Annotated in this window: 1 protein-coding gene; it reads left to right on the top strand. The window is 57.7% G+C overall.

The window, feature by feature from the left end; all coding sequences use genetic code 11:
• Positions 1-366: alcohol dehydrogenase catalytic domain-containing protein (locus tag NET03_RS13400; RefSeq protein WP_252129387.1), on the top strand; the 366-nt coding region annotated here is incomplete at both ends.

Genomic DNA, 366 nt, shown 5'->3' on the forward strand with positions numbered 1-366 from the left:
CCGGTGTCACTGAAGTGCAGCCTGGTGACCATGTCATCTTGACATTTATTCCCTCATGCGGCAAGTGCCGGTGGTGCCTCACCGGTCTCCCTGTCCTCTGTGATCGTGGTGCGAACATCACCGGCGGTGCACTGCTCGACGGGACTTTTCGCTTGCATACTGTGGATGGACGGGACGTCGGACAGCTTGCTGGCATTGGGTGCTTTAGCGAGTATATTGTAGCTCCTGTGGAGACACTCATCCGCGTCGAGCCGGATATCCCCCTGGACAAGGCATGTCTTGTTGCCTGTTGTGTGCCGACAGGATTTGGTGCCGCCACAAAGCGTGCCGAAGTGCGTCCTGGTGAAGTGGTTGCCGTATTTGGCC

Origin of the sequence: Thermomicrobium sp. CFH 73360 (assembly GCF_023806465.1) — a bacterium.
GTDB lineage: Bacteria > Chloroflexota > Chloroflexia > Thermomicrobiales > Thermomicrobiaceae > Thermomicrobium.